26 protein-coding genes are annotated in these 26,254 nt (G+C 71.2%); 14 read left to right on the top strand and 12 right to left on the bottom strand.

What is annotated here, in order from left to right; all coding sequences use genetic code 11:
* The first annotated feature begins 25 nt into the window (after positions 1-25).
* Genes BLW76_RS16400 through BLW76_RS16385 form a run of 4 tightly spaced genes read left to right on the top strand, consistent with a single transcriptional unit; the run spans position 26 to position 3,212 of the window.
* Complete coding sequence (locus BLW76_RS16400) at positions 26-811, top strand: sporulation protein (RefSeq protein WP_091308052.1); 786 nt, start codon at positions 26-28, stop codon at positions 809-811.
* Positions 811-1,428, top strand: coding sequence for an HD domain-containing protein (locus BLW76_RS16395; RefSeq protein ID WP_091308050.1), 618 nt, complete (start codon positions 811-813; stop codon positions 1,426-1,428). The genes BLW76_RS16400 and BLW76_RS16395 overlap by 1 nt, the downstream gene beginning before the upstream one ends.
* 9 nt (positions 1,429-1,437) lie before the next feature.
* The gene (locus BLW76_RS16390; RefSeq protein WP_091308049.1) at positions 1,438-2,343 is read left to right on the top strand and encodes a pseudouridine-5'-phosphate glycosidase; all 906 of its coding nucleotides are present in this window, start codon (positions 1,438-1,440) and stop codon (positions 2,341-2,343) included.
* Positions 2,340-3,212 (top strand): carbohydrate kinase family protein, encoded by an 873-nt coding sequence (locus tag BLW76_RS16385; protein ID WP_167384627.1) that lies wholly within the window; start codon positions 2,340-2,342, stop codon positions 3,210-3,212. The genes BLW76_RS16390 and BLW76_RS16385 overlap by 4 nt, the downstream gene beginning before the upstream one ends.
* Before the next feature lie 62 nt (positions 3,213-3,274).
* Here the strand turns inward: BLW76_RS16385 and BLW76_RS16380 are convergent, their stop codons facing one another.
* Together BLW76_RS16380 and BLW76_RS16375 are read right to left on the bottom strand one after the other, a co-directional pair.
* On the bottom strand, positions 3,275-3,610 hold the full coding sequence (locus BLW76_RS16380; RefSeq protein ID WP_167384626.1) for a DUF3099 domain-containing protein: 336 nt from the start codon (positions 3,608-3,610) through the stop codon (positions 3,275-3,277).
* Between the two features lie 17 nt (positions 3,611-3,627).
* Positions 3,628-4,893 carry an amidohydrolase gene (locus BLW76_RS16375; RefSeq protein WP_091308045.1) on the bottom strand — a complete coding sequence of 422 codons (1,266 nt, stop codon included), beginning with the start codon at positions 4,891-4,893 and terminating at the stop codon, positions 3,628-3,630.
* Positions 4,894-4,921: 28 nt separating this feature from the next.
* On the opposite strand from BLW76_RS16375, the gene BLW76_RS16370 reads away from it, so the two are divergent.
* The 4 genes from BLW76_RS16370 to BLW76_RS16355 all read left to right on the top strand — a co-directional run bounded on the left by BLW76_RS16370 (position 4,922) and on the right by BLW76_RS16355 (position 10,268).
* Positions 4,922-6,424 carry a DUF7782 domain-containing protein gene (locus BLW76_RS16370; protein WP_208613307.1) on the top strand — a complete coding sequence of 501 codons (1,503 nt, stop codon included), beginning with the start codon at positions 4,922-4,924 and terminating at the stop codon, positions 6,422-6,424.
* Complete coding sequence (dtd, locus tag BLW76_RS16365; RefSeq protein ID WP_091308041.1) at positions 6,421-6,846, top strand: D-aminoacyl-tRNA deacylase; 426 nt, start codon at positions 6,421-6,423, stop codon at positions 6,844-6,846. The genes BLW76_RS16370 and dtd overlap by 4 nt, the downstream gene beginning before the upstream one ends.
* Positions 6,847-7,134: 288 nt before the next feature.
* Positions 7,135-8,169, top strand: coding sequence for a sigma-70 family RNA polymerase sigma factor (locus BLW76_RS16360; protein WP_091308038.1), 1,035 nt, complete (start codon positions 7,135-7,137; stop codon positions 8,167-8,169).
* Between the two features lie 446 nt (positions 8,170-8,615).
* Positions 8,616-10,268, top strand: a complete 1,653-nt coding sequence (locus BLW76_RS16355; protein WP_091308036.1) for a fumarate hydratase — start codon at positions 8,616-8,618, stop codon at positions 10,266-10,268.
* A 56-nt stretch (positions 10,269-10,324) separates the two neighbouring features.
* Here BLW76_RS16355 and BLW76_RS16350 read toward each other — a convergent pair whose 3' ends face one another.
* From BLW76_RS16350 to BLW76_RS16330, 5 genes are all read right to left on the bottom strand, one after another.
* On the bottom strand, positions 10,325-10,990 hold the full coding sequence (locus tag BLW76_RS16350) for an RlpA-like double-psi beta-barrel domain-containing protein (protein WP_091308033.1): 666 nt from the start codon (positions 10,988-10,990) through the stop codon (positions 10,325-10,327).
* A 215-nt stretch (positions 10,991-11,205) separates the two neighbouring features.
* Entirely contained in the window at positions 11,206-11,727 is a 522-nt protein-coding gene (locus BLW76_RS16345; RefSeq protein ID WP_244170183.1) for a hypothetical protein, read from the bottom strand.
* 102 nt (positions 11,728-11,829) lie between these two features.
* Positions 11,830-12,336 (bottom strand): DcrB/PsbP domain-containing protein, encoded by a 507-nt coding sequence (locus BLW76_RS16340; RefSeq protein ID WP_244170182.1) that lies wholly within the window; start codon positions 12,334-12,336, stop codon positions 11,830-11,832.
* A 42-nt stretch (positions 12,337-12,378) separates the two neighbouring features.
* Positions 12,379-12,759: a DoxX family protein gene (locus tag BLW76_RS16335; protein ID WP_091308027.1), complete on the bottom strand. Its 381-nt coding sequence runs from the start codon at positions 12,757-12,759 to the stop codon at positions 12,379-12,381.
* 65 nt (positions 12,760-12,824) lie between these two features.
* Entirely contained in the window at positions 12,825-13,583 is a 759-nt protein-coding gene (locus BLW76_RS16330; protein WP_091308023.1) for a GntR family transcriptional regulator, read from the bottom strand.
* A gap of 305 nt (positions 13,584-13,888) precedes the next feature.
* Here BLW76_RS16330 and BLW76_RS16325 point away from each other — a divergent pair, with 305 nt between their 5' ends.
* Positions 13,889-14,695, top strand: coding sequence for a S1 family peptidase (locus tag BLW76_RS16325; protein ID WP_091308019.1), 807 nt, complete (start codon positions 13,889-13,891; stop codon positions 14,693-14,695).
* A 54-nt stretch (positions 14,696-14,749) separates the two neighbouring features.
* Here BLW76_RS16325 and BLW76_RS16320 read toward each other — a convergent pair whose 3' ends face one another.
* Positions 14,750-15,850, bottom strand: coding sequence for an NAD(P)H-dependent flavin oxidoreductase (locus tag BLW76_RS16320; RefSeq protein WP_091308016.1), 1,101 nt, complete (start codon positions 15,848-15,850; stop codon positions 14,750-14,752).
* 65 nt (positions 15,851-15,915) lie between these two features.
* Positions 15,916-17,535, bottom strand: a complete 1,620-nt coding sequence (locus BLW76_RS16315) for an acyl-CoA synthetase (protein WP_208613306.1) — start codon at positions 17,533-17,535, stop codon at positions 15,916-15,918.
* Positions 17,536-17,597: 62 nt separating this feature from the next.
* On the opposite strand from BLW76_RS16315, the gene BLW76_RS16310 reads away from it, so the two are divergent.
* The 4 genes from BLW76_RS16310 (at position 17,598) to BLW76_RS16295 (ending at position 21,629) form a co-directional block, all read left to right on the top strand.
* Positions 17,598-18,386, top strand: coding sequence for a crotonase/enoyl-CoA hydratase family protein (locus BLW76_RS16310; RefSeq protein WP_091308009.1), 789 nt, complete (start codon positions 17,598-17,600; stop codon positions 18,384-18,386).
* Between the two features lie 81 nt (positions 18,387-18,467).
* Positions 18,468-19,445 (top strand): Zn-ribbon domain-containing OB-fold protein, encoded by a 978-nt coding sequence (locus BLW76_RS16305; RefSeq protein ID WP_091308007.1) that lies wholly within the window; start codon positions 18,468-18,470, stop codon positions 19,443-19,445.
* 7 nt (positions 19,446-19,452) lie between these two features.
* Complete coding sequence (locus BLW76_RS16300; RefSeq protein ID WP_091308004.1) at positions 19,453-20,466, top strand: thiolase domain-containing protein; 1,014 nt, start codon at positions 19,453-19,455, stop codon at positions 20,464-20,466.
* Complete coding sequence (locus tag BLW76_RS16295) at positions 20,463-21,629, top strand: thiolase domain-containing protein (RefSeq protein ID WP_091308002.1); 1,167 nt, start codon at positions 20,463-20,465, stop codon at positions 21,627-21,629. The genes BLW76_RS16300 and BLW76_RS16295 overlap by 4 nt, the downstream gene beginning before the upstream one ends.
* Before the next feature lie 60 nt (positions 21,630-21,689).
* On the opposite strand, the gene BLW76_RS16290 is transcribed toward BLW76_RS16295, so the two are convergent.
* The 3 genes from BLW76_RS16290 to BLW76_RS16280 all read right to left on the bottom strand — a co-directional run bounded on the left by BLW76_RS16290 (position 21,690) and on the right by BLW76_RS16280 (position 24,864).
* Positions 21,690-22,712 (bottom strand): YhjD/YihY/BrkB family envelope integrity protein, encoded by a 1,023-nt coding sequence (locus tag BLW76_RS16290; protein WP_091307999.1) that lies wholly within the window; start codon positions 22,710-22,712, stop codon positions 21,690-21,692.
* 50 nt (positions 22,713-22,762) lie between these two features.
* Complete coding sequence (locus tag BLW76_RS16285) at positions 22,763-23,554, bottom strand: transglutaminase-like domain-containing protein (RefSeq protein WP_091307996.1); 792 nt, start codon at positions 23,552-23,554, stop codon at positions 22,763-22,765.
* Positions 23,555-23,637: 83 nt separating this feature from the next.
* Complete coding sequence (locus tag BLW76_RS16280) at positions 23,638-24,864, bottom strand: cytochrome P450 (protein WP_167384625.1); 1,227 nt, start codon at positions 24,862-24,864, stop codon at positions 23,638-23,640.
* A 231-nt stretch (positions 24,865-25,095) separates the two neighbouring features.
* Here BLW76_RS16280 and BLW76_RS16275 point away from each other — a divergent pair, with 231 nt between their 5' ends.
* Entirely contained in the window at positions 25,096-26,253 is a 1,158-nt protein-coding gene (locus BLW76_RS16275; protein ID WP_091307991.1) for a steroid 3-ketoacyl-CoA thiolase, read from the top strand.
* Position 26,254 lies beyond the last annotated feature (1 nt).

Genomic DNA, 26,254 nt, shown 5'->3' with positions numbered 1-26,254 from the left:
TCTCCGGCCTGGCAGGATCCACGGCATGTTCCAGAAGGTGCTCGCGACGTTCGGTTCGGGCGGGGCGCGGATCGACGCCCGGCTGCTGGACGCCACCGCCGCCCCCGGCCGCCCCCTCCACGGCGAGGTCCTGCTGCTCGGCGGCGAGGTCGACCAGGAGATCAACGGGCTCGCGGTGACGCTGCTGGCCCGTGTCCAGCTGCCCGGCGGCAAGACCGAAGACCTCCCCTTCGGCACCCAGCAGCTAGTTGGCAGCGAGGTCATCCGGGCCGGGCAGCAGGTCCGGGTGCCGTTCGAGGTGCCACTGCCCTGGGAGACGCCGGTGACCAGCGTCTACGCCAAGCCGCTGGCCGGCATGGCCGTCGGCGTGCGGGCCGAGCTCGATCTGGCCGCCGCGGTCAGCGACCCGTTCGACGCCGACGCCGTCGCGATCGAGCCGCTCCCGGCCCAGAAGCGGGTCCTCGACGCCCTCAGCCGGATCGGCTTCACCTTCCGCGAGGCCGTCCTCGAGCAGGGCCGGGTCGACGGCGCCCGGCAGCAGCTGCCGTTCTTCCAGGAGATCCGCTTCACGCCTTCACCGCGCTTCGCGAGCGTCTTCTCCCAGGTCGCGGTCACCTTCCTGACGTCGGCCGAACGCACCGACGTCGTGCTCGAGGTCACCAAGCGGGTCCGGGTGAGCAAGACCGGCGGCTTCGGCGGCCGCGGCCAGGACTTCCTCGGGATGTTCACCATGAAGCCGGACGTCAACTGGGAGAAGCAGCTCGAGGACTGGCTCGACCTCCTCGCCCGGCCACGCGGGATCTTCGACTGATGCGCTGGCCGGACGCGATCGGCAAGCTCGGCGGCACGTCCGACGCCTGGCCGCGGCTCGAAGCCCGCTACACCGAGCCCCACCGCCGCTACCACACCCTGGACCACGCGGCCGCCGTCGCGCGCGACTCCGCCTGGCTGGCCGAAGGCCTCGGCGACACCGACCGCGCGATCGTCGCCGTCGCGGCCTGGACGCACGACGTCGTGTACGACGCGAAGCCCGGCGAAGACGAACGCGCCAGCGCGAAGTGGGCTCGCGAAGCGCTGGAAGGCGTGGCCGAAGCACACGTCGAGCGCGTCGAAAGCCTGATCCTCGCCACGATCGGCCACGACGCACCGCCCGACGACCTCCTGGCCACCGCCCTGCTCGACGCCGACCTGGCGATCCTCGGCGCGGCCGAAGAGCAGTACGCGGCCTACGCCCGCGCAGTGCGCGAGGAGTACGCGAAGTACCCCGACGACGTCTGGCGCCAAGGGCGCATCGCCGTCTTGGAAGGAATGCTCGCGCGCGAGCTCTACCGCAGCGAAGCCGCGCGAACACGCTGGGCGAGCGCCGCCGAACGGAACCTCACCACCGAGCTGACCCACTGGCGCGGCGAGCGGACCGATCACCGATGATGGTCCCTCGTGACTACCGCACTCTCGCTGCACGAAGAGGTCGCCTCGGCGCTGCGTGACGGGCACCCCGTCGTCGCGCTGGAGAGCACCATCCTGTCCCACGGCCTGCCGCCGGGCCGCAACCTCGACGTCGCCCGCCGCCTCGAAGGCGTGGTCCGCGACGGCGGCGCCGTCCCGGCCACGATCGCGGTGCTCGACGGCCGGGTCGTCGTCGGCCTCTCCCCCGCCGAGCTCGAGCGCGTCTGCGCGCCGGACGCCGGCCTGGACAAGCTCTCGCTGCGCGACCTCGGCCCGGCTGCCGGCCTCGGCCGCTCGGGCGCGACGACGGTGGCGAGCACGTCGGCGCTGGCCGCCGCGGCCGGGATCGGCATGTTCGCCACCGGCGGGCTCGGCGGCGTGCACGTCGGCGCGGCGCAGTCCTGGGACGTCTCGGCCGACCTCGGCGTGCTCGCGAAGGTGCCGACCGTGGTCGTCTGCTCCGGCGTGAAGTCGGTGCTCGACATCCCGGCCACCCTCGAGGTGCTGGAGACGAACTCGGTGCCGGTGCTGGGCTACCGCACCGACGACTTCCCCGCGTTCTACCTGCGTTCGTCGGGGCACCAGGTCGGCTGGCGGGTCGACGACCCGAAGCAGGCCGCCGCCGTGATCGACGCGCACCGCGCGTACGCGGGTTCCGGTGTCCTGCTGGCCAACCCGATCCCCGAAGCGTCCGAAATGGACAAGGAACTGCACGACCGGCTGCTCGCCGAGGGCCTCGCGCTCGTCGAGGAGCAGGGCGTGCACGGCGCCGACGTCACGCCGGTGCTGCTGGAGCACTTCCACACCGCCAGCGGCGGCGTGAGCATCGACGCGAACGAAGCACTGGTGCTGAACAACGCCAAGCTCGCCACCGAGGTCGCGGTGGCGCTGGCATGACCGGGATCGTGGTGGTCGGCGACGCGGCACTGGACGTGATCGCCCGGCACGACAAGCCGTTGCCGCACGGCGGCGACGCCCGCGCGAAGATCCGCTTCACCGGCGGCGGCTCGGGCGCCAACACGGCCCTGTGGCTGCGGCACCTCGGCGCGGAGACGACGCTGCTCGCCCGGATCGGCGACGACCCGGGCGGCCGGCTCATCCGGGCCGAGCTGGAGGCGGCAGGCGTGCGGTGCGCGTTCGCCGTCGACGCCGAGGCGCCGACCTGCTGCGTCGTCGTCATGGTCGACGGGTCCGGGCAGCGCAGCATGCTCGCCGACCGCGGCGCGAACCAGCGTTTCGCGCCCGAGGACGTCACGCCCGAGGCACTCGAAGGGGCGAGCCACCTGCACCTGTCCGGATACGTGCTGCTCGACCCGCCGTCGCGGGCGGCCGGTCTCGCCGCGCTGGCGGCGGCTCGCGAAGCGGGGTTGACGACGTCGGTCGACCCCCAGGCCGCCGCGCACATCACGGACCCGGCGGCGTTCCTGGCCGACGTCCGCGGCGTCGACCTGCTGATGCCGAACACCGAGGAACTGGTCGCGCTGACCGGCTCGGCCGACCCGACGAGCGCGAAGGAACTGCTCGGCACGGTCGGCGCGGTCGTGGTGACCGCGGGCCTGAAGGGCGCCAGCTGGGTCGACGACAGCGGCGTCACGAGCGTCCCGGCGGTCGAGGCCGAGTGCCTCGACTCGACCGGCGCGGGCGACGCCTTCGACGCGGGCGTGCTCGTCGGCTGGCTGGCCGGGGATTCCACTGTGGACGTCCTGCGGCACGGGACGCGGCTGGGCGCGCTGGCCGTCGGGAAGGTCGGGCCGCAGCCGGCCTGAGCGGCACTTTCACGTGAAAGTGCCCACTGGGGACGGCACTTTCACGTGAAAGTGCCGTTTTCTCAGCCGTCGATCACGCGGTGGCTGGTGCTTTCGATCGTCTTCGCCTCGTGCTGGTAGGTCGCGACCTTCTCGGACTTGCGGGGCGGGCGGTCGTTGGCGATCAGCACCGCCACCCACGGCAACGGCACCGAGATCGCGAGGAACCCCAGCGCCAGCCACCACGTGTGGTAGGTCAGCCCGGCGAGGATCAGGCACGGGATCCGGCAGGCCATCATGATCACGTACTTGCGCTTGCGGGCGGCGAACTGCTCTTCGTACGACGGGGCCGCCCCGGTGATCAGCACCGGGTCCGAGTCCTTGGCGGGCGTGGTCACTGCACCACCTCCACCGTCCATCGTCCCACTTGCGCGGTTCATCCGACACCGGGGTGACGCAACTTGCTCAACGCGGCGACGACCAGGGTTTCGATACCCGTGCGCAGGGTCGGGTGCAGGATCGGCGCGAACCGCGGCGAGTGGTTGGACGGGATGTCGCGTTCGAACCGGCCCTCGGTCATCGCCGTGATGACCGTCTGCGGGTCGAAGCCGCCGACCAGCCAGAACACCGAGGGCACGCCGGCCGCCCGGCCGAACTCGCTGAAGTCCTCGCTGCCGGTGATCAGCGGCGCCGGGTACACGACGTCGGCGCCGAAGTGGCCGCGGAAGACCTCGGTGAGCGCGTCGTTGGCGGCCTCGTCGTTCTCGGTCACCGGGTAGGCGCCGGACCGCTCGATTTCGGGCGGCTTCGGCGCGCCGGCCGTGGCCGCCTCACCGTGGACGATCCGCTCGACCGCGGCCAGCACCCGCTCGCGCACGGCCTGGTCGAAGGACCGGACGTTGACCTCCATGACAGCGTCGTCGGCGATGACGTTGCTCGCGGTGCCCACGTGCAGCGAACCCACGGTGACCACGGCCGAGTCCGTGGCGGCGATCTCGCGCGAGACGATCGTCTGCAGCTTGAGCACCACGGACGCGGCCAGCACGGCCGGGTCGACGGTGGTTTCCGGGCGCGAGCCGTGCCCGCCGCGGCCGTGCAGGGTGACGCGCAGCGTGTCGGTGGCGGCCATGATCACGCCGGGCCGGGTGAGCACCCAGCCGGCCGGACCGGGCACCAGGTGCTGCCCGAACACGACGTCGGGTTTGCCGGCGATGTCGAACAGGCCGTCGCGGACCATCGCCGACGCGCCGCCCGCGCCCTCCTCGCCCGGCTGGAACACCACGAGCAGCGTGCCGGCCCAGGTGTCGCGGCCCTTCGCGAGCAGCGCGGCGGCGCCGGAGAGCCAGGTGGCGTGCATGTCGTGCCCGCAGGCGTGCATGACCGGGACGTCGGTTCCGTGCTCGTCGGTGCCGCGGGCGGTGCTCGCGTACGACAGCCCGGTCTTCTCCTCGACCGGCAGCGCGTCGATGTCGGCCCGCAGCAGCACCGTGGGTCCCTCGCCGTTGCGCAGCACGCCCAGCACGCCGGTGCCGGCGATGCCGGTGTGCACCTCGTAGCCGTCGCCCTCCAGCCGCCGGGCCAGCTCGGCCGCCGTGCGGGTCTCGGCGAAGGACAGCTCCGGGTGCCGGTGGAGGTCGATGTACAGCGCTTCGAGTTCGGGCAGCGCCGCGTCGAGCGGGGCGAGGACGCGTTCAAGGGTCACGGGGGTCATCGTGGCAGCATTACCCACCGTGAGCACGCGAAGTGGATTGCCCGACCTGTCCGACGACGTCTGCGCGCGGCTGCGCGAGGCCTTCCGGCGCACCTCCTACGACGCCGACGGCGTGGTCGGCGCCCTCGGCGGGGCCGCGCACGCGGCGCTGGGCCGCGGCGAGCCGGTGCCCGCCGAGCGCGCCAGCCGGGACGCCGGCGACCTCGGCACGCTGATCCGGCTGTTCCTGCTGGGCGGCACCGAGCCCGAGACCGCCGTCAAGGCCGCCTTCGCGCCACTCGCCGTCGAGGACGCCGTCGCCGCCGGCGTGCTGTCGGCCGTCGACGGTGGCTACCGGGCCGCGCTGGACATCCGGCCGCACGGCGACGAGGAAGGCTCGTGGTGGGTCGTGTCCGACCTCGACGCCGACCTGCTGGGCCACACCGTGCCCGAGGACCACGTGCTCGGCGTCGGCCACGCGTCGCTGTCGCTGATCCGCGCCACCAGCCGCCGCCCGGTCGGCACCCTGCTCGACCTGGGCACCGGCAACGGCGTCCAGGCGCTGCACGCGACCCGGCACGCGCAGCGCGTCACGGCCACCGACGTCTCCGCGCGGGCGCTCGCGCTGGCCGCGGCGACCTTCCGGCTGAACGAGCTGGACGTCGAGCTGGTCCGCGGCGAGTGGTTCGCGCCGGTCGCGCGGCGGAAGTTCGACCAGGTCGTGTGCAATCCGCCGTTCGTGGTCGGCCCGGCGCGCGTCGACTACACCTACCGCGACTCCGGGCTGGCGGGCGACGACGCGAGCGCGCTGGTCGTGCGGCAGCTGCCGGGCTTCCTCGACGACGGCGGCACCGGCCACCTCCTCGCCTCGTGGCTGCACACCGGGAAGGAGGACTGGGCCGACCGGGTGAGCCGGTGGCTGCCCGCCGAGACCGACGCCTGGTTCGTGCAGCGCGACGTCGCCGATCCGGCGCTCTACGTCGGCACGTGGCTGCGGGACGCGGGCCTCGACCCGCGCTCGCCGGAGGGCCGGGCCAAGGCGGCGGCGTGGCTGGACTGGTTCGCCGCGAACGACGTCCGGGGCATCGGCTTCGGGTTCGTCACGCTGCGGCGGGCGTCCGGGCGGACACCGACCGTCGTGTGCGAGGACCTCCGGCAGGCCTACGACGACCCGCTGGGCCCGGAGGCGGCCGGCTGGCTGGACCGCGTGGAATGGCTGCGCGAATCGGGTGATTCGTTGCTCGATGTCCGTTTTGTGGTCCCGGACACGGTTTTGCTCGAAAGCGTCGACGAACCCGGCGACGAAGGCTGGGCGACGACCGTCCGGCGGCTGCACCGCACCGACGGGCCGGGCTGGCAGCACGAGGTCGACGAGCTGGCGACGCGGCTGCTGGCGGGCTGCCGGGGTGCGTTGCCGCTGGAGGATCTGATCGAGCTGCTCGCGTTCTCGCAAGGACTCGACGCTTCGGAGCTGGCTGCCACCGCGCTGCCCGTCGTCCGCGAGCTGGTCCGGCACGGCATGCTCGTCCCGGCGGACCGGTGAGGGCGGTCGCGGCCCGCGTCACGCGGGCGGACGTGACGGTCGACGGCGCGGTCGTCGGCGCGATCGACGAGCCGGGTTTGCTTGTGCTGCTGGGAATCCACGTCGACGACGACGCCGCGAAAGCCGCCACGATGGCACGCAAGCTGCACGAACTGCGGCTGTTGCGCGACGAGGAATCATGCGCGACGGCGAATGCGCCGCTGCTCGTGGTGAGCCAGTTCACGCTCTACGGAGACACGAAGAAAGGGCGCCGGCCGTCGTGGACGCAGGCGGCCCGGCCGGAGGTCGCCGAGCCGTTGGTGGACGCCGTCGTGGCCGGGCTGCGCGGCCGCGGCGCCACCGTGGCCACCGGCCGGTTCGGGGCGATGATGGCGGTCTCCAGCGTGAACGACGGCCCGTTCACCGTTCTCGTAGAGGTCTAGACCACGTCCGCGCGGTTCACTTCTTGACCCGATTCATATGGAATTCTCAGGTTCCCCGGTCACGGAACGTTCTCAGGAAAAGCTCAGCCTTGATTCAGCAACCGGATCGCTCCGGCATCCGTCTTCTTCTATGACGGACCGGGAACGATTTGGGAACCCGGAGCGTTGTGCCAGATGTCCAGCCAAGCCGGCCGGACCGGCGTACCGGGATCCACAGGCCCCGGTTCGCGGGTACGCACCCGGTGGACGACCGCAGCAGCACGTTCAGCCCGTGACCGGGGAGGCAGAATGTCAGTCCAGACTCTCGAACGCGAGTCGCGCGGGATTCGCGAGCGCATCCCGGCTCAGACGACCGAGGAGCCGACGACGCTGGGCGTGGGGGCGCTCACCGACGCCGACCTCGACGCCCAGAGCCCCGCCGCCGACCTCGTCCGCGTCTACCTCAACGGCATCGGCAAGACGGCCCTGCTGTCCGCGGCCGACGAGGTCGAGCTGGCCAAGCGCATCGAAGCCGGCGTGTTCGCCCAGCACATGCTGGACACCGCCGAGGAGCTCACGGCCAAGCGCCGCACCGAGCTGGCCGCGCTGGTCCGCGACGGCCACGTGGCCAAGAACCACCTGCTGGAGGCGAACCTCCGCCTGGTGGTCTCGCTGGCCAAGCGCTACACCGGCCGGGGGATGCCGCTGCTCGACCTGATCCAGGAGGGGAACCTGGGTCTCATCCGCGCGGTGGAGAAGTTCGACTACTCCAAGGGGTTCAAGTTCTCGACGTACGCCACCTGGTGGATCCGGCAGGCGATCACCCGGGGCATGGCCGACCAGGGCCGCACGATCCGGCTGCCGGTCCACCTGGTGGAACAGGTGAACAAGCTGGCCCGCATCAAGCGTGACCTGCACCAGCAGCTCGGCCGCGACGCCACACACGAGGAGCTGGCGGCCGAGTCGGGCATCCCGGCGCACAAGATCTCGGACCTGCTCGACCACTCGCGTGACCCGGTAAGCCTGGACATGCCGGTCGGCACGGAGGAAGACGCCCCGCTCGGCGACTTCATCGAGGACTCCGAGGCAACGGACGCGGAGAGCGCCGTGATCTCGGGCCTGCTCCAGGACGACCTGCGCCGCGTACTGGCGACGCTGGACGACCGCGAGCAGCACGTGATCCGCCTGCGCTACGGCCTCGACGACGGCCAGCCGCGCACGCTCGACCAGATCGGCAAGCACTTCGGGCTGTCCCGCGAGCGCGTCCGCCAGATCGAGCGCGAGGTCATGTCGAAGCTCCGCCAGGGCGAGCGCGCGGACCGCCTCCGCGCCTACGCCAGCTGATCGTTTCGTTCACGAGGGGCGGGTGCCGTTGCGCACCCGCCCCTCGGTCATGTGGGCAGCCCGCTGACCAGGCGTTCGGCAAGTCGCGAAAATTTTCCACGAAAACCGGGTTTCGTCCGGAAGAGGCCGGGGTAGCAACCCTCAGCCAGCACCCGTTCGGCGGCGTTGACTTATGACCTGCGTCACGACAGCCTCGAAGTGCCGGCGCAGGCCTCGCAACCGGGTGTGCACGCACCCGGGAGCTTTCCCCGGGAGGTCGGGTCCGTCGGGGTGGACCCGGCCTCCCGACCAGCTTCTCCGCCGGCCCGGCCCAGCCAGACCTCCCCGAGCCCGCGGCCGAACGAACACCCGCGTGGGGTGGCCCACAGTGACCGGGTGCTTCTGTCAGGCAAGACCCAACCCTGCGTAGGGTGGACCGATCCCGGAGCTGGCAAAGGAGCCTGGCAGTGCCGTCCACCACGTTTCAGCACACCGAAGTCCTCCCGCTGGGCAAGGACACCAAGACCGAATACCGGTTGATCACCGACGAGGGCGTCGAGACCATCGAAGCCGCCGGCCGGAAGTTCCTGAAAGTCGACCCCCAGGCGCTCACCACCCTCGCCCGCACCGCCATCACCGACATCCAGCACCTGTTGCGCACATCACACCTGCAGCAGCTACGAGCCATCGTCGACGACCCCGAGGCGAGCGGCAACGACCGCTTCGTCGCGATGGACCTCCTGCGTAACGCGGCCATCTCGGCCGGCGGCGTCCTCCCCATGTGCCAGGACACCGGCACCGCCATCGTCATCGGCAAGCGCGGCGAAGGCGTCCTCACCGGCGGTGACGACGAGCGGGCCCTCTCCCAGGGCATCTTCGACGCCTACCAGCAGCTGAACCTGCGCTACTCGCAGATGGCCCCGGTCACCTTCTGGGACGAGCGCAACACCGGCACGAACCTCCCGGCGCAGATCGAGCTCTACCACAAAGAAGGGGACCCGACGTACGAGTTCCTCTTCATGGCCAAGGGCGGCGGCAGCGCCAACAAGACGTTCCTCTACCAGGAAACCAAGGCCGTCCTGAACCCGAAGCGGCTCGCGCGCTTCCTCGACGAGAAGCTGCGCAGCCTCGGCACCGCCGCCTGTCCGCCCTACCACCTGGCCATCGTCGTCGGCGGGATGTCCGCGGAGTTCAACCTCAAGGTCGCGAAGCTCGCCTCCGCGCGCTACCTCGACAACCTGCCGACCGAAGGCTCCGAACTGGGCCACGCCTTCCGCGACACCGGCCTCGAGCAGCAGGTCCTGGAGATGACCCGGCAGTTCGGCATCGGCGCGCAGTTCGGCGGGAAGTACTTCTGCCACGACGTGCGCGTCATCCGGCTCCCCCGGCACGGCGCGAGCTGCCCCGTCGGCGTCGCCGTGAGCTGCTCCGCCGACCGGCAGGCCAAGGCCAAGATCACCGCCGACGGCGTGTTCATCGAACAGCTCGAGCGCGACCCCGCCCGCTTCCTGCCCGACGTCACCGAGGAAGACCTCTCCGACGACGTCGTCGCCGTCGACCTCAACCGGCCGATGGCCGAGATCCGCGCGCAGCTCTCGCGGCTGCCGGTCAAGACGCGGCTTTCGCTCACCGGGCCGCTGGTCGTCGCGCGGGACATCGCGCACGCCAAGATCGCCGAACGGCTCGACGCCGGCGAGGAGATGCCGGACTACCTCAAGAACCACCCGGTCTACTACGCCGGCCCGGCGAAGACGCCCGAGGGCTACGCGTCCGGCTCGTTCGGCCCGACCACGGCCGGGCGGATGGACTCCTACGTCGAGCAGTTCCAGGCCGCCGGCGGCTCGCTCGTCATGCTGGCCAAGGGGAACCGCTCGAAGCAGGTGACGAACGCGTGCCAGGCGCACGGCGGTTTCTACCTCGGCTCGATCGGCGGCCCGGCGGCGCGGCTCGCGCAGGACTGCATCAAGAAGGTCGACGTCCTCGAGTACGCCGAGCTCGGCATGGAAGCCGTCTGGAAGATCGAGGTGGAGGACTTCCCCGCCTTCATCGTCATCGACGACAAGGGCAACGACTTCTTCGCCAGCACCGGCGACCCGGTGCTGCAGATCAGCTTCCGTTAGCACACAAGGAAAAGGGGGACACCGGCCCGCCGCCGGTGTCCCCCTTTTCCGTTGCCTCAGCCGACGCGCTCGATCCGCGCGCGCCGGATGAGGAACTTGCCGGGCTCCCGGACCTCTTCGAAGGCCGCGTTGTTGAGCAGCGTGCAGCTGCCCGACACCGACGTCACCTCGACCGTCGTCGACTTCGAGTTGTCCAGGTTGGTCACCTTCAGCTTCGTTCCGGCCGGGAACTGGTTGCTCGACGCGGCCGGGGCGCCGCCCTCGCCGGAGAGCGTCACGGTCGAACCGGGGCACACGACCTCGCCCACCGCGCCGCCGGCCGCCGCCTGTTCCTGCTTCTTCTGCTGCCCGGGCGCTTGCGCCTTGCCCGGCGCGTTGCCGGAGTTGCCCGGCGCCGCGGCCGCCTGGCCGTTGTTCGCCGCGACGTTCGCCGTGCAGCCCGCCACCTGCCGCCGCTGCTGGATCAGGTCCACCACCGCCTGGCGGTTGGCGATCCGCGCGGCCGACTGGGCGTCCGGGTTCGCCTGCTGGCCCGCGATGAAGTTCAGGTTGTTCTGCAGGGCGGTGTCGAGCCCGCCGCAGTTCTCCTTGGGCGCTTCGGCCGCGTTGCCCGCGGGACTGCTCAGCGCGATGGCGGTCGCGGTGATGCCGGCAACGCCCAGCAACGCGGCCAGTCCGACGGTCGCCTGCTTGCGGTGCCGGCCACTGCTCAACCGGGGCATGGGGCCCCTCCTCTCTGATCGCCACCTCACCCCGGGACACGGCCCGGTCACGACGGCGGTTCAGCGGGAGCACTGACAATTTTCGACAACTTCGACAAAGCGGACCACCGGCCCCGAGTGGTCCGGACCACGACGAGATAGGCGGCACTTTCACGTGAAAGTGCCGCCCCCAGGTGGGCACTTTCACGTGAAAGTGCCCACCTGGGGGGGCGCTGCTACCGGGCAGGTGTGGTCTTCAGCACCACCGTCCGCTGGTCCAGCGGCGCGGCCAGGGTGACCGAGATGACCGGGTACCGGATGTCCATCGTGCACATCTGGTTGGTCTGGGCCTTCGTCTCGCTCAGGTTGACGACGACGCGGTCGCCCGCCTGCTCGGCCGCTTCGCCGAGCGCGTGGCCGCAGCCGCCTTCCTGGGCGCGGATGTTGAGGACGGTGCCGCCGTTGGCCGTCCACACCTCGCGCGGGAACCCGGCCGGCAGCGCGGTCGCGTCGATCTTGCCCGCCGGGACCGGCGTGCTGCCCTCGGGCACGGTCAGCCGGGGCTTGCCCGGCGGATTGGGCTCGGCCGGGGCCGGCAGCACCGATTCACTCGGCGACGGCGACGGCGACGCCGGTGCGGGGACCGACACGCTGCCGGTCGACCCCGCGGGCTGGCTGGTGGGCATGTCCTGGCCGGCGCAGGCCGTCACCATCAGCAGGAGCGCGCCTGTCCCGACCACCTTCGCTGAGTACCTCATGCCCCCAAGACGGAACGGGGGCGCCGGGAGGTTGCACCGAAGAATGGTCTGGGAGGGCCACCCGCGGGCATCCCGGGGCGGCCCTCCCAGCGTTCGTGGTGGTCAGCCCTGGCGGAGGACGACCGTGCGCGTCCCGAGCGGCGCCGCGAGGGCGAGCGGGATCTTGATCTCCTTGATGTAGTCCGGGCACATCTGGCCCTTGGGTGCCGTCCCCACCGCGACCAGCACGACCACCTGCTGCGCCGTCTGCTCGCCGACGCGTGCCGAGATGCGGCGGCAGCCGCCCTCCTCGGCCTGCAGGATCAGCGTCTGGCCGTCGAGGCTGCGGGTGAGGCTGCGCGGGTAGCCCTCGGGCAGCAGGCGGGCGTCGATCTGCGTCTCGGCGATGACGTCGTCGCGCGGCGCGATGCCCTGCGTCGGCCGGCCGACCGTCTGGGACGGCGGCGGGCCGAGCGTCGGCGTGACCGTCCCCGGCACGCTCGCCGACGTCGGGGGCGGCTCGGGTGCCGTGCTGCCGCCCGCCGGGGCACCGGCGCCGGAGTTCGCCGCGCAGGCCGTCGCCGTGACCAGCAGCAGGCCCGCGCCCAGCAGTTTCACCGTGGTACGCATACCCGCCAGACGGAGCAGACCCGCCCGGGGTTGCATCGGCGCTCAGAGACGCCCCACGGCGACGAAGATGCAGACCGCGAGGAGCACGACGTTGACTCCGACGTTCCGCCACTCGGCCGCCTTGTGCTGCACGATCGCCAGCCTGCTGTGCATCGCCATCGCGCCCACCATCACCACGGCCAGCCCGACCGCCGCCCAGCCGGTCAGGGCCGGGGCGATGCCCAGCAGCAGCGGCAGGATCAGGCCCACCGCGGCGAGGAGCTCGCAGATCGCGGCGAACCGGACCACCGGCAGCGGGTACGCGGCCGCGCCGGTCTGGCCGGTTTCGAGCATCCGCTGCTGCGACATCGTCGACTTGAGCGCGCCCGACACGGCGAAGATGGCGGCGAGCAGAACCTGTCCGGCCCACAGTGCGACGTTCATTTCGTTCCTCCCAGTGTTGGTTGCCTGCGGGAGGGACGAAGGGGCCGCGCGAAACGTGACAGCTCTCAGTCGGCGCGGCCCAGGCGGGTGGTGAAGCTGAGGCGGTCGCCGCGGTAGAGCGAGCGCACCCGCTCGAACGGCACGCCGTCCCGGCCCCAGGCGATCCGGTGCGTGAGCAGCATCGGCACCGCCGGGTTGGTGCCGATCAGCAACGCCTCGCGCGGGGTGGCCAGCACCGTCTCGACCCGCTCCTCGGCGCCGTGGGCCACCACGCCGAGCCGCTCGCTCAGGCACCCTTCGAGGGGCCGCTCCGGGTCGAACACGGCGAGCAGGTCCGGGAAGCGGGACGCCAGGAGATATGTCGACTCGAGCCCGACGCGCTCCTCGCCTGCCAGCAGGACGCGCTCGACGTGGCACACCTCCGCGTCCGACGTCACCTGCAGGTCGGCGGCCAGTGCGCGGCCCGCCGGGCGCCGCTCCAGGGTGATCACGGTGCGGCCCGGCCGGACGCGCGGGCGGCTCGCCAGGGCCAGCGGCTGGACGAGCTTCGGAGCGGCGATGTACGTGCCGCTCCCCTGGCGGCGGGTGAGCCTGCCCTCGAGCACCAGCTCCGCGACCGCCTGCCGCACGGTCGCCCGCGAAACCCCGAACCGGTCGCACAGTTCCCGTTCGGTCGGCAGCACCGCGCCTTCGCCGAGTTCCGCGATCACCGCCAGCAGCTCGACCTTGACGGCGTAGTACCGCGGGACCCGGCCGTGCTCGGGAATCCCGTCGAGGACGGGACCGTCGGCGGACAGGCGGGAACGGGATGCGGGAGCCGGCACGGAATCGACCCTAGGGGGTTCCCCGTGCGCCACCGGGCGCTGTGGCGCGTAACACCGCCGAAACACCGAGGATCACCCGGTTGCGGCCGGGCCCCTTTCCGGCCGGAAAACGCCCGGTGAATTCGCGGCGGCCCGCTTGCTGGGCGGTTCGGCCTACGGCGTTCGTCGGACCGCCGGTGAGAAATCACCCAACCGCCCGAAAGATCCGAAGAAAGTCGGTTGTCCCGGTCTGAGACCACCTGGTGTAGTCATGGAGCCGCTCATGGCAACCACTTCCACTGTGGACACTGGAAGGACTGATCCCCTTGGCCCCCAAGCGCTGGTTCACCCTGCTCAGAAACGCCACCACCGCAGTCGCCGCGGTCGCCGCCGCCGCATCGTTCGCCACCCCCGCGATCGCCACCGCCGCCGAGCCGCCGTCCACCAACGTGGTGGGCGGAACCCGAGCGGCCCAGGGCGAATTCCCCTTCATGGTCCGGCTTTCCATGGGCTGCGGCGGGGCGCTCTACACCAAGCAGATCGTGCTGACCGCGGCGCACTGCGTCAGCCGGACCGGCGCCAACACCTCGATCACGGCGACCGTCGGTGTCGTCGACCTGCAGAGCACCAGCGCGCAGAAGATCAAGTCCACCTACGTCTACCGGTCCCCGACGTACGGCACGTCCACCGGCGGTGACTGGGCCCTGATCAAGCTGGCCAGCCCGGTGAGCGGCCTGTCCACGATGCCGATCGCCACCACCACCGCGTACAACTCGGGCACGTTCACCGTGGCCGGCTGGGGCGCGGCGACCGAGGGCGGCGCGCAGCAGCGGTACCTGCTGAAGGCGACCGTCCCGTTCGTCGCCGACTCGACCTGCGCCGCCCAGGGCGGCAGCTACCCCGACCTCATCCCGAGCGCCGAGATCTGCGCGGGCAACCTGACCGCCGGCGGCGTCGACACCTGCCAGGGCGACTCCGGTGGCCCGATGTTCCGCCGCGACGCCAACAACGCCTGGATCCAGGTCGGCATCGTCAGCTGGGGTGACGGCTGCGCCCGGCCGCACGCCCCCGGTGTCTACACCGAGGTGAGCACGTTCGCGTCGAAGATCGCCGCGGCGGCCGCCACGCTGTAACCGCTTCGCGCACGAAGAAGGGGCCCCGCCGCAGCGGGGCCCCTTCCTTCGCGTTCAGCGGGTCTTGTCCAAGCGGGACAACGCTTCTTCGTAGCCGTTCACCAGGTCCGCGACGACGTCGGCGACCGGGCGGACCGCGTTCATCCGGCCGACGATCTGCCCGACCGGCATCGACACCAGCTCCGGGTCGTTCGTGGCGTGGATCCGGTTGTGGGCCGGGGAAACCAGCAGGTTCTGCAGCGGCATCGGCAACGGCTCGGGCGCGTCCGGCGCGGCCCACGCCTCGGTCCAGCGGGTCTTGAGCAGCCGGGCCGGCTTGCCGGTGTAGATCCGCGTCCGCACGGTGTCGGACGACGACGCCGCGACGAGCGCCTGCTGGATCGCCCCCGACGTCGCCATGGTCTGCAGGTACTCCTCGGTGGTGAGCCACGTCGAGCCCATCCAGACGCCGGACGCGCCGAGCGCGAGCGCCGCGGCCACCTGGCGGCCGGACCCGATCCCGCCCGCGGCGAGCACCGGCACGTCGACGGCGTCGACGATCTCCGGCACCAGCACCATGGACGCGATCTCGCCGGTGTGCCCGCCGGCTTCGTAGCCCTGGGCCACCACGAAGTCGACGCCGTTTTCGACGTGCCGCACCGCGTGCTCGGCCTTCCCGGCGAGCGCCGCCACCGGGACCCCGCGCTCGTGGCACTGGCCGATCACGTCGGCCGGCGGCGAGCCGAGCGCGTTGGCGATCAGCTTGATCGGGTGGTTCAGCGCGACCTCGACGTGCGACCGGGCGACCGAGTGCAGCCAGCCGAGCACCCCCGCGCGCTCGTCGGTGTCGTCCGGCAGCGGCGGGACGGACAACTCGCGAAGCACGCGGTCGACGAACGCGCGGTGGCCGTCCGGGATCAGCTTCGCCAGGTCGACCTGGGTGCCCTCGGCGGGCACCTTCGCCGGCATGACGATGTCGACGCCGTAGGGCTTGCCGCCGGTGTTCTCGTCCATCCAGGTGAGCACCCGGTCGAGCTCGGCGGCGTCGTTGAACCGCACGCAGCCGAGCACGCCGAGCCCGCCGGCGCGGCTGAGCGCCGCGGCGACGTGCTCCGACGGGGTGAACCCGACGATCGGCAGGTCGATGCCGAGCCGGTCGCACAGAGCTGTCCGCACTCTTGTCCTCCTCCCGGACGGGCACTTTCACGTGAAAGTGCCCTTCCGGATCAGTAGTCGGGGGCTCAGACGGGCTGGGCCGTGGCCGGTTCGTGGTCGGCGGCGTAGCGCTGGGCCCACGGGTAGTCCGGCTTGCCGCTGGGCGAACGCCCGATCTCGCCGGCCAGCCAGATCGTGCGCGGCACCTTGTACCCGGCGATCTCGCCGCGGACGTGCTCTTCGAGCGCGGCCAGGTCGGCTTCGGCACCTTCGCGGAGCTGGACGACGGCGGCGACGCGCTGGCCGAGCCGCTCGTCCGGGACGCCGATGACGAGCGCGTCGAAGACGTCGGGGTGCGACTTGAGCGCCCCTTCGACCTCCTCCGGGTAGACCTTCTCGCCGCCGGTGTTGACGCACTGCGAGCCGCGGCCGAGCAGCGTGACGGTGCCGTCCTCCTCGTAGCGGGCGTAGTCGCCCGGCACGACGTAGCGGACGCCGTCGACCTCGACGAAGATCTTCTTGCTCTTCTCGGGATCGTTGTAGTAGCCGAGCGGGACGTGCCCGCGGCGGCCGATCAGCCCGGTCGCGCCGGGCTTCTTCTCGACGATGGTGCCGTCTTCGTCGAGCAGGACGGCGTCCTGGCCGAAGTTCACCCGCGGGCCGGCGCTGTGGTCGGCGCCCTTGGCCACCGCGCCGATCCCGGTGAAGCCGCTCTCCGACGCGCCGATCGCGTCGGTGACCAGGGCGTGGGGCGGCACGAGCTCGACGAACTGCTGTTTCACCGACTGCGAGAACAGCGCGGCGTGGCTCGACACTGCGACGATCGACGAAGCGTCGTAGCCACCCTCGTAGTAGGCCTCGATGAGCGGCCGGGCCATCGCGTCGCCGACGATCGTGAGGACCTGGACCTTGTGCTTCTGGACGGCCTTCCAGATCTCGTGGGCGTCGAAGTGGGGCACGAAGATCACCGGGCTGCCGGTGAACAGGGCGCCGAACGCGGCCCACTGCGCGGCGCCGTGGATCAGGGGCGCGCACGGCAGCCGGCTCAGGCTGCCCAGCTTGCCCTGCTCGGCGAGCGTCCACTCGTCCGGGACGTACTCGCCGGTGACGAAGTTGATCCCGCCGCCGAGCGCGCGCCAGACGTCCTCCTGCCGCCAGAGCACGCCCTTCGGGTAGCCCGTGGTGCCGCCGGTGTAGAGGATGTAGAGGTCGTCGCCGCTGCGCTCCCCGAAGTCCCGCTCGGGGCTCTGCGCCTCGAGGGCGGTTTCGTATTCGACGCCGCCGTAGCGTTCGTAGTCGCCGTCACTGCCGTCGTCGATCACGACAACGTGTTTCAGTTTCGGCGCTTCCGGCAGCACCGCCGCGACCTTGTCGGCGTAGCTGCGCTGGTGGACGAGCGCGACGATCTCGGCGTCGTTGAAGAGGTAGACGAGTTCGCCGTGCACGTAGCGGTAGTTGACGTTGACGGCGATCGCGCGCAGCTTGTACGCCGCGATCATCGCCTCCAAGGCCTCGATCGAGTTGCGGGAGTAGACCCCGATGTGGGATCCGCGTCCCACGCCGTGCGCGGCGAGGTGGTGGGCGAGCCGGTTGGCCCGCGCCTCCAGTTCGGCGAAGGTGACTTGCCGGTCGCCGCACACGACCGCGACGCGCTCCGGCACGGCGTCGACGGCGTGCTCCAGAAGATCCGCGATGTTGAGTGCCACGCCCTCAAAGTAGAACATGTTATCGTTCCGGGCAATGGCACTGCTCCTTCAGGAGGTCTTCCGTGGGTGAACCGCACGCGCTGGTGACGCAGGAGGGCCAGACCCTGGTCGTCACGATGAACCGGCCCGAGGCGCGCAACGCGATCACCGGCGAGATGATGTCGATCATGGTCGAGGCCTGGGACCGGGTCGATTCCGACGACTCGATCCGCAGCTGCATCCTGACCGGCGCGGGTGGCGCGTTCTGCGCGGGCGCGGACCTGAAGTCGATGTCCCGCAACTCGCCGTCGGAGTCGTTCGCGTCGGGCAAGTTCGACCCTTCACGGATCCCCGGGCTCCTGAAGGGCCGCCGCCTCACGAAACCCCTGATCGCAGCGGTCGAGGGCCCGGCGATCGCGGGCGGGACCGAGATCCTCCAGGGCACGGACATCCGGGTGGCGGGCGAGTCGGCCCGGTTCGGGGTGTCGGAGGCACGCTGGGGCCTGTTCCCGATGGGCGGGTCGGCGGTGCGGCTGGTGCGCCAGATCCCGTACACGGTGGCGGCGGACATCCTGCTGACCGGACGTCATCTGTCCGCTTCCGAAGCCCTGGCCATCGGCTTGATCGGGCACGTCGTCCCGGACGGCTCGGCACTCACGAAGGCCCTGGAGCTGGCTTCCCTGATCAACGCGAACGGGCCGCTGGCCGTGCGGGCGATCCTGCGGACGATCCGCGACACGGAGGGGCTGCACGAGGAAGAGGCCTTCAAGCTGGACTCGCAGTACGGCATCGAGGTCTTCGCGTCGGAGGACGCCAAGGAGGGACCGCGGGCGTTCTCGGAGAAGCGGAAGCCGGACTTCACGGGTCGCTGACCGAGAACACGTTCCTTTCCAACCAGAGGAGCCCGCGGAGGAATCTTGTCGGCAGAACGAGAACGTGTTTCACTCAAGGACGTGACGGAGACACCGCTTGCGGCACCGCTGAACGTCGGCTTCGACTACACCCGCTCGACCGGGCCCGTCCTCGGCCGGTTCGTCAACTCCTTGCGCGACCACCGCATCGAGGGCATCCGGGGCAGTGACGGGCGCGTGCACGTCCCGCCGGTCGAGTACGACCCGGTGACCGCCGAACAGCTCGGCGAGTTCGTCCCGGTCGCCACCGAAGGCACGGTCGTCTCGTGGTCGTGGTGCCCCGAGCCCCTCGACGGGCAGCCGCTGGGCCGGCCCTTCGCCTGGGCGCTCGTCAAGCTCGACGGGGCCGACACCCCGATGCTGCACGCCGTCGACGCCGGCTCGCCGGACAAGATCCACAGTGGACAGCGGGTGCGCGTGCGGTGGGCCGACGAGGTCGTGGGGCACATCCGCGACATCGCCTACTTCCTGCCGGCCGACGCCGAAGACACCACGCCCACCGAGCCCGCTCCCCCGGTCGCCGAACGCGAAGAAGGCGCGCCGGTCAGCGTCGTCATCACCCCGGTGCACCTCAAGTACATGCACTCCGCCTCGCCCGAGGAGAGCACCTACCTGCGCGGGCTCGCCGAGGGGAAGATGATCGGCCAGCGCTGTCCCGCCTGCGGGAAGGTCTACATCCCGCCGCGCGGCGCCTGCCCGACCGACGGCGTGCCGACCACCGAAGAGGTCGAGCTGCCCGACACCGGCATCGTCACCACGTTCTGCATCGTCAACGTCCCGTTCCTCGGCCAGCGGCTCAAGCCGCCGTACGTCGCCGCGTACATCCTGCTCGACGGCGCCGACATCGCCTTCCTGCACCTCGTGCTCGGCTGCGCCGCCGAGGACGTCCGGATGGGCATGCGCGTGCGCGCCGCGTGGAAGCCGCGCGAGGAGTGGTGGACGTCGCTGGAGAACATCAGCCACTTCGAGCCGACCGGTGAGCCGGACGCGGCTTACGAAACCTTCGCCCACCACCTGTGAGGTCCTGATGCCAGACGTCGCGATCGCGGGCTTCGCGAAGGCCCCCAACGTCCGCGAAACCCCGGGCACCACCAACGGCGTGGAGATGCTCGTCCCGATCTTCGCCGAGGTCTTCGCGCAGACCGGGTTGTCCAAACAGGACATCGGGTTCTGGTGCTCCGGCTCGTCGGACTACCTGGCCGGCCGCGCGTTCTCCTTCATCGCCGCCGTCGACGCGATCGGCGCGTTCCCGCCGATCCACGAGTCGCACGTCGAGATGGACGCCGCCTGGGCGCTGTACGAGGCGTGGCTGAAGATCAAGATGGGCGAGGTCGAGACCGCGCTCGTCTACGGCTTCGGCAAGTCCAGCGCCGGGCAGCTGCGCCGGGTGCTCGCCCTGCAGCTCGACCCGTACGTCGTCACGCCGCTGTGGCCGGACTCGGTCTCGATCGCCGGGATCCAGGCACGGCTGGGCCTGGAGGCCGGGCTCTGGTCCGAAAAGGACCTCGCCGAAGTCGCCGCGCGCGGGACCGGCCGGGACGTCGCGGAACTCCTCGACACGCCCTACTACGCCGATCCGTTGCGCAGGCACGACATCGCGCCGATCACCGACGGCGCCGCCGTCATCGTCTTGTCCACTGTGGAACGCGCGCGGGAGATCGTCGAACGGCCGGCGGTGATCACCGGCATCGAGCACCGCGTCGACTCCCCCGTGCTCGGCGCCCGCGACCTGACGCGCTCGCCGTCCACCGAAGCCGCGGCGAAGGCGCTGGACCTCGACGGCGTCGACCTCGCCGAGCTGCACGCGCCCTTCACGCACCAGGAGCTCATCCTGCGCACCGCGCTCGGGCTCGGCGACGGCGTGCAGATCAACCCCTCCGGCGGGGCACTGGCCGCGAACCCGATGTTCTCCGCCGGGCTGGCCCGGATCGGCGAAGCGGCGGTCCGGATCCACGACGGCGAATCCCGCAAGGCCGTGGCGCACGCGACGAGCGGGCCGGCCCTGCAACAGAACCTGGTGACCGTGCTGGAGGCCCGATGACCAAGCAGCTCACCGCCGTGCTCGGCACCGGCCAGACGCACCACCGCGCCAAGCGCCAGGACGTCTCCATGCCGGGCCTGCTGCGCGAGGCGATCGACCGCGCCATGCTCGACGCCCAGGTGGAGTGGGCCGACATCGACGCCGTCGTGCTCGGCAAGGCGCCGGACCTGTTCGAGGGCGTCATGATGCCCGAGCTGTTCCTCGCCGACTCCCTCGGCGCGACCGGGAAACCGCTGCTGCGCGTGCACACCGCCGGGTCGGTGGGCGGGTCGACGGCGCTGGTCGCGGCGTCGCTCATCCAGGCGGGCGTGCACCGGCGGGTGCTCACGGTGGCGTACGAGAAGCAGTCCGAGTCGAACGCGATGTGGGGCCTGTCGATCCTGCCGCCGTTCCAGATGCCGGTCGGCGCCGGCGCCGGTGGCTACTTCGCGCCGCACGTGCGTTCCTACATCCGCCGTTCGGGGGCGCCCGAGCACGTCGGCGCGATCGTCGCGGCGAAGGACCGGCGCAACGGCGCTTTGAACCCGTATGCGCACCTGCAGCAGCCGGACATCACCGTCGAGTCGGTGCGGGCGTCGCAGATGCTGTGGGACCCGATCCGCTACGACGAGACGTGCCCGTCGTCCGACGGCGCGTGCGCGATGGTGCTCGGCGACGAGGCCGCCGGGGACGCGGTTCCCGGTGGGGCGGCCTGGATCCACGCGACGGCGATGCGCACCGAGCCGACCACGTTCGCCGGCCGCGACCAGGTGAACCCCCGGGCCGGACGCGAGGCCGCGGCCGCGCTGTGGGCCGAGGCGGGGATCACCGACCCGATGTCCGAAGTGGACGTCGCGGAGATCTACGTGCCGTTCTCGTGGTTCGAGCCGATGTGGCTGGAGAACCTGGGTTTCGCGCCCGAAGGCGAGGGCTGGAAGGTGACCGAGAAGGGCGAGACGGCGATCGGCGGCCGTCTCCCGTGCAACCCGTCCGGCGGGGTGCTGTCGTCGAACCCGATCGGCGCGTCGGGCATGCTGCGGTTCTCGGAGGCGGCGAAGCAGGTGATGGGCCGGGCCGGGGACTACCAGGTGGACGGCGCCCGCCGCGCACTCGGCCACGCCTACGGCGGCGGCTCCCAGTACTTCTCGATGTGGCTGGTCGGCTCCGAAAAACCCGCCTCCTGAGCGTCACTTTCACGTGAAAGTGACGCCCCCTGGTGGGCACTTTCACGTGAAAGTGGCGGGTCAGCGGCGGGCGCGGCGGCGCAACCCCAGCGCGAGGAGGGTGCCGAGCACGCCCGTCACCACGCCGACCGTGGCGGGCACGGCCATCGGCGGGTCCACCACGACCACCGGCTTCAGCACCACCGGCGCGGGCGGCTGGACCGGCTTCGGCGGCGCGTCCGAGCCGGTCGCCGTCCACGCCGTGACGTAGACCAGCAGCCGCGCGACGAGCGAGATGAAGAAGATGAGACCGATGATCGAGCCGAACGCGATCCCGGTCGGCGAGTCGCCGATGAGCCGGAGGTAGAAGCCGCCGGCCAGCTTCAGCGCCTCGAAGCCGACGGCCATCGCCACCGCGCCGCGGACCGCGCTGCGCACGCCGACCTTCTGCCGCGGCAGCCGGGTGAGCACCCACAGGAACACCAGCCAGTCGGCGGCCAGCGACAGCGGCACCGACGACGCCGACACGAGCTGGTGGCCCCAGCTCGTGTCGTCCAGGCCGACGAGCCGGAGCAGGTAGCTGCCGAGCGCGGTGCCGGAGATGGTGAGCAGGAACGACACGAGCAGCGCCGCGCTCAGGCCGAGCAGCGCGAGCAGGTCGACGAGGATCAGCCGCAGCAGCGACTGGTCCGAGCGGTTCTGCCCCCACAGCGCCGTCAGCGAATCCCGCACGGCGTTCATCCAGTTCCAGCCCGAGTACAGGCCGATGGCGAGGCCGACCACGCCGACGCTGGTGCGCTGCTCGACGAAGCCGGTGAGCAGTTCGGTGGCCTTGTCCCCGAGCGCGCCGGGCAGCGTGCTGACGATCGCGTGCACCATCGTGTCGAGCAGGTGCGGCTGGGTGGCCAGCACGAACCCGGCGACCGACGAGGCGACCATCAGCAGCGGCACCAGCGACAGCAGGCTGAAGTAGGTGATCGAAGCGACGTAGTGGTAGCCGCCGGAGTCGATGTAGCGGTTGGTCGCGCGGGCGATGTGGTCCAGCCACCGGTACCGGGCTCGTGCCCGGGCCCAGGGGCTCGGCGCCTTGGGGGAACTCTTCACGAAGACTGTCTACCCAGCCGGGGCCGTCTTTGCGCAGGCAACACGCGGGATCAGCCCAGAACGACCAGCCCGGACCCGTCGTCGACGGGCAGCGCGGCGTCCGTCGTCGCGAACACGGTGCTGCCGAGGAAGTCGAGTTCGCCGCCGAGCGTGGCGAGGAAGGCGGTGTCGGCGGCGTCGCGGCCGGTGGAGATCCGCAGCATGGTCTGCCGTGGCGCGAGGCGGGTGGCGTCGAAGACGTACCAGTGGCCGTCGACCGCGGCTTCGAAGACGGCGTGGAAGTCCATCGGCGCGAGCCCGGGCGCGTAGACGCCGACGTAGCGCGCGGGGATGTCGAGGAAGCGGCACAGGGTGATGCAGACGTGCGCGAAGTCACGGCAGACGCCTTCGCCGGCGAGCAGGGTGTCGATCGCGTCGTCGGTGGCCCGGCCGGAACCGACCACATAGGACAGTCTGCTGTGGACGTGCCGGACGATGGCTTCGACTTGTTTCCCGGCGTTCTTGAGCTTCACGATTTCCGGCGGCACGAGCCCGGCGACGCGATCGGACGGGCAGTACCGGCTCGGCCGGGTGAACACGGCGACGTCGGCGAGCGTGACGGGCTCGGGTTCGGGGTCGGTCAGCGCGCGCTCGGCGTGGTAGGTGACGCGGTGCTCCCCGGCGGGCAGGGCGAAGACCTCGGCCCGGGTGCCGTGCGCGAACTCGACGAGCTCGCTCCCGCCGTGCCAGGACACGGTGAGCTCCTCGGTGTCGGCGTGCGCGGCGGACACCGAGATCGCCGCGGGCCCCGGCTTGGTGACGCGGATGGCGAACTCGACGTCCACGGTCGCTCGCACTGCCATCGGGTCATGATGTCACCCCGGCCGGGCCACGGCCCGCCGGACGGCAGCGCCGCGGCCCGGGGCAGGCCGCGGCGCCGCGGCGGTCAGCCGTAGTTCACCGGGTAGTGCTTGATGCCGTTGATCCAGCTCGACCGCAGCCGCACGGGGGGTGCGGCCTCGGCGATGTCCGGCATCACGTCGGCGATGGCGTTGAAGATCAGGTCGATCTCCAGCCGGGCCAGGTTGGCGCCGATGCAGTAGTGCGACCCCGTGCCGCCGAAGCCGACGTGCGGGTTGTCCTCGCGGAAGATGTCGAACTTCTCCGGGTTTTCGAAGACCTCGTGGTCGAAGTTGGCCGAGCTGTAGAACATCCCGACGCGGTCGCCCTTGCGGATCTGCGCGCCGCCGAGCTCGGTGTCCCGGGTGGCGGTGCGCTGGAAGGCGACGATCGGGGTGGCCCAGCGGACGATCTCGTCGGGCGCGGTCTTCGGCCGCTGCTCCTTGAACAGTGCCCATTGGTCCGGGTGGTCCAGGAAGGCCTTCATGCCGTGGGTGATGGCGTTGCGCGTCGTCTCGTTGCCGGCGACGGCGAGCAGGATGACGAAGAACCCGAACTCGTCGGAGCCGAGCGATTCACCGTCGACGTCGGCCTGGATGAGCTTGGTGGCGATGTCGTCCATCGGGCACTTGCGCCGCTCCTCGGCCATGTTCCAGGCGTACCCGACGAGCTGGGCGGACGCTTCCAGCGGCGCGACCTCGTACTCGGGGTCGTCGTAGGCGACCATCTGGTTGGACCAGTCGAAGATCTTCAGCCGGTCTTCCTGCGGGATGCCGATCAGCTCGGCGATCGCCTGCAGCGGCAGCTCGCAGGCGACGTCGGTGACGAAGTCGCCCGACCCCTTCTTCCGTGCCTCGTGCACGATCCGGTCGGCGCGGTCGCGCAGGGTGTCCTCGAGCTTCGAGATCGACCGCGGGGTGAAGCCCTTCGACACGATCCGCCGCAGCTTCGTGTGCTGCGGGGCGTCCTGGTTGAGCAGCACCAGGCGGTTCGCCTCGAGGTTGTCCTCGGTCATGTTCTCGTCGAAGCGGATGATGGCGGTCTTTTCGCGCGACGAGTACAGCGTGCTGTCGCGGGAGACCTCCTTGACGTCCGCGTGGCGCGAGACGACCCAGTAGCCGTCGTCGCGGTAGCCGGCGGTGTTGTGCTTCTGGGGGTTCCACCACACCGGGGCGGTCCGCCGCAGTTCGGCGAACTCGGCGACGGGAAGTCGCTCTGCCAAGAGATCGGGATCGGTGAAGTCGAACCCGGCGGGGATGAGCGGAGCGGCCACGTTGCCTCCCACGGTTCGGCTTGTAACACGTTCTAAGTTGGATTGAAGCATACGGTGTTAACCAAGGGAAGACCGTAAGTGAAACCCGTTTACTTAACCGATGATGCCAGGTGAGCGCTTGCTCACCGCCGCAAGATCAAGAAGGGGTGAAACCTGGGCAGACTTGCGCAAAACGATAACTTGTTCTAGTTTTTCCGGCAGTGAACAGTGTTTCCCGACGAAAGGGACGACATGGGCGTGCCGGTCATCGTCGAAGCCGTGCGGACCCCGATCGGCAAGCGGAACGGGCTGCTGGCCGGCCTGCACGCGGCCGAGCTGCTGGGTGCCGCGCAGCTCGCCCTGCTGGACCGCGCCGGGATCGACCCGGCTCTCGTCGAGCAGCTCATCGGGGGCTGCGTCACGCAGGCGGGTGAGCAGTCGAACAACGTCACGCGCACGGCGTGGCTGCACGCGGGCCTGCCCGAGACGGCGGGCGCGACGACGATCGACGCCCAGTGCGGCTCGGCGCAGCAGGCCACCCACCTGATCGCCGGCCTCATCGCGGCGGACGCCGTCGAAGTCGGTGTCGCGTGCGGGGTCGAGGCGATGAGCCGGGTGCCGCTGGGCACGAACCGCGCGGGCGCGTCGCCGCGGCCGTCGTCGTGGTCGATCGACCTGCCCAACCAGTACGGCGCGGCCGAGCGGATCGCGGTCCGCCGCGGGCTGACGCGCGAGGACGTCGACGCGTTCGGCGCTTCGTCGCAACAGAAGGCCGCGGCCGCGTGGGAAGCGGGACACTTCGACCGCGAAGTCGTGCCGGTGAAAGCGCCGGTGCTGTCGTCCGAGGGCTCGCCGACCGGGGAGACCCGCTTGGTCGCCCGCGACCAGGGCCTGCGCGACACGACGGCGGAAGGCCTAGCCCGGCTCAAGCCGGTGGTCGAGGACGGCGTCCACACGGCGGGCACGTCGTCCCAGATCTCCGACGGCGCGGCGGCTCTGCTCCTGATGGACGCCGGGCGGGCGGCGGCGCTGGGCCTGCGTCCGCGCGCCCGGATCGTCGCACAGGCCCTGGTCGGCGCCGAGCCGTACTACCACCTGGACGGCCCGATCCGCGCGACGGAACGGGTGCTGTCCCGGACCGGGATGACCGTGGGTGACGTGGACCTGTTCGAGGTCAACGAAGCGTTCGCTTCGGTGGCGTTGTCGTGGCAGCAGGTGATGGCGCCGGATCCCTCGCGGGTCAACGTCAACGGCGGCGCGATCGCGCTCGGCCACCCGGTGGGCAGCACGGGCGCGCGCCTGCTGACGACGGCGTTGCACGAGCTGGAGCGGCGGGACGCGTCGACGGCACTGGTGACGATGTGCGCGGGCGGCGCTCTGGCCACGGCGTCGATCATCGAGCGGCTCTAGC

Source organism: Amycolatopsis tolypomycina (assembly GCF_900105945.1).
GTDB classification, from domain to species: domain Bacteria; phylum Actinomycetota; class Actinomycetes; order Mycobacteriales; family Pseudonocardiaceae; genus Amycolatopsis; species Amycolatopsis tolypomycina.
Note: the sequence above shows the minus strand (reverse complement) of the source record. Positions and strands in the feature narration are given on the sequence as shown.

Bases quoted from the DNA above. Each gene is read 5' to 3' on its own strand.
- BLW76_RS16340 (WP_244170182.1), bottom strand. From the start codon at position 12,336: ATGCGTACCACGGTGAAACTGCTGGGCGCGGGCCTGCTGCTGGTCACG.
- BLW76_RS16400 (WP_091308052.1), top strand. From the start codon at position 26: ATGTTCCAGAAGGTGCTCGCGACGTTCGGTTCGGGCGGGGCGCGGATC.
- BLW76_RS16360 (WP_091308038.1), top strand. From the start codon at position 7,135: ATGTCAGTCCAGACTCTCGAACGCGAGTCGCGCGGGATTCGCGAGCGC.
- BLW76_RS16335 (WP_091308027.1), bottom strand. From the start codon at position 12,759: ATGAACGTCGCACTGTGGGCCGGACAGGTTCTGCTCGCCGCCATCTTC.
- BLW76_RS16385 (WP_167384627.1), top strand. From the start codon at position 2,340: ATGACCGGGATCGTGGTGGTCGGCGACGCGGCACTGGACGTGATCGCC.
- BLW76_RS16395 (WP_091308050.1), top strand. From the start codon at position 811: ATGCGCTGGCCGGACGCGATCGGCAAGCTCGGCGGCACGTCCGACGCC.
- BLW76_RS16295 (WP_091308002.1), top strand. From the start codon at position 20,463: ATGACCAAGCAGCTCACCGCCGTGCTCGGCACCGGCCAGACGCACCAC.
- BLW76_RS16285 (WP_091307996.1), bottom strand. From the start codon at position 23,554: ATGGCAGTGCGAGCGACCGTGGACGTCGAGTTCGCCATCCGCGTCACC.
- BLW76_RS16350 (WP_091308033.1), bottom strand. From the start codon at position 10,990: ATGCCCCGGTTGAGCAGTGGCCGGCACCGCAAGCAGGCGACCGTCGGA.
- BLW76_RS16345 (WP_244170183.1), bottom strand. From the start codon at position 11,727: ATGAGGTACTCAGCGAAGGTGGTCGGGACAGGCGCGCTCCTGCTGATG.
- BLW76_RS16275 (WP_091307991.1), top strand. From the start codon at position 25,096: ATGGGCGTGCCGGTCATCGTCGAAGCCGTGCGGACCCCGATCGGCAAG.
- BLW76_RS16380 (WP_167384626.1), bottom strand. From the start codon at position 3,610: ATGGACGGTGGAGGTGGTGCAGTGACCACGCCCGCCAAGGACTCGGAC.
- BLW76_RS16300 (WP_091308004.1), top strand. From the start codon at position 19,453: ATGCCAGACGTCGCGATCGCGGGCTTCGCGAAGGCCCCCAACGTCCGC.